Source organism: Herbiconiux daphne, from assembly GCF_024979295.1.
In the GTDB taxonomy this organism is placed as follows: Bacteria; Actinomycetota; Actinomycetes; order Actinomycetales; family Microbacteriaceae; genus Herbiconiux; species Herbiconiux daphnes.
The window spans coordinates 1-824 of record NZ_JANLCJ010000268.1 but is presented as its reverse complement, the minus strand read 5'-3'; the positions used below and the strand labels follow the sequence as shown (position 1 = coordinate 824).

Genomic DNA, 824 nt, shown 5'->3' with positions numbered 1-824 from the left:
TTCTTCAAACTCTGACACCATGCACAAGAATAGATGCAAATTCATTTATAAGCTCAGGAAAAGCTATAATATTATTAGTAATTGGTGATGGGGTGTTGTCGTAATTAACTAATTTTTTTCCTAATGCTGAAGAGACATCCCCAACTTGAATATAGTTAAATAATTTTCTTGAATAAATCATTTTTTGAGTGTCAAATTTAATATAATCATCAATTTTATACCCATATTTATTGGCATAAACTCTAATATTGTTGATAATTTTTGAATTTGGGAATTTAGCAATAAAGTTAAATTTACCTTTTAAATTCTGTTTAACATGTCTGTGAATACCTTCATTATCATTTCCAAGATGTGCATTTGGTGCTGTCGCAAACGAATCACGAATTCCAGCATCAATATTTGCTTTTTCCTGACTTGCTATTTCACTCGCTAAATATTGAGCACCAGCTTCAAGTCCAGCATCTTTAACACCTGTAACTCAAGTTGCAGGGTCTCAAAATGAAACACCTGATCCATATTCTTTTGACATTTCAATTTGTTCTTTTTGCATTTGAAGATCAATTAATTTTTTATTTCCATCGATAGAATTTTTATTTTGTGTTAAATAAGTATTTCCAGATTCTGTGTTGTAAGAATAATATGAAGTATCCGAAAAATCCATAAATTGATTTTTTGATATGTTTATAGAACCATAAATTCCTTGAGGTGTAATATTAAAATCTGAAATAATTGCATTTTTATATTTTGAAGGATCAACATAGTAATTTTTATACTTATCAACAATTGGATTTTTTAAATAATTGTAAACATCCAAAATAACTTCA

At 27.8% G+C, this 824-nt stretch carries 2 protein-coding genes; both read right to left on the bottom strand.

Annotated features, from left to right (window positions below; translation table 11 throughout):
- Positions 1-4: 4 nt before the first annotated feature.
- Positions 5-181 carry a hypothetical protein gene (locus tag N1032_RS24555; protein WP_259543135.1) on the bottom strand — a complete coding sequence of 59 codons (177 nt, stop codon included), beginning with the start codon at positions 179-181 and terminating at the stop codon, positions 5-7.
- A gap of 312 nt (positions 182-493) precedes the next feature.
- The coding region (locus tag N1032_RS24550) for a hypothetical protein (protein WP_259543134.1) at positions 494-824 on the bottom strand (331 nt) is incomplete at its 5' end.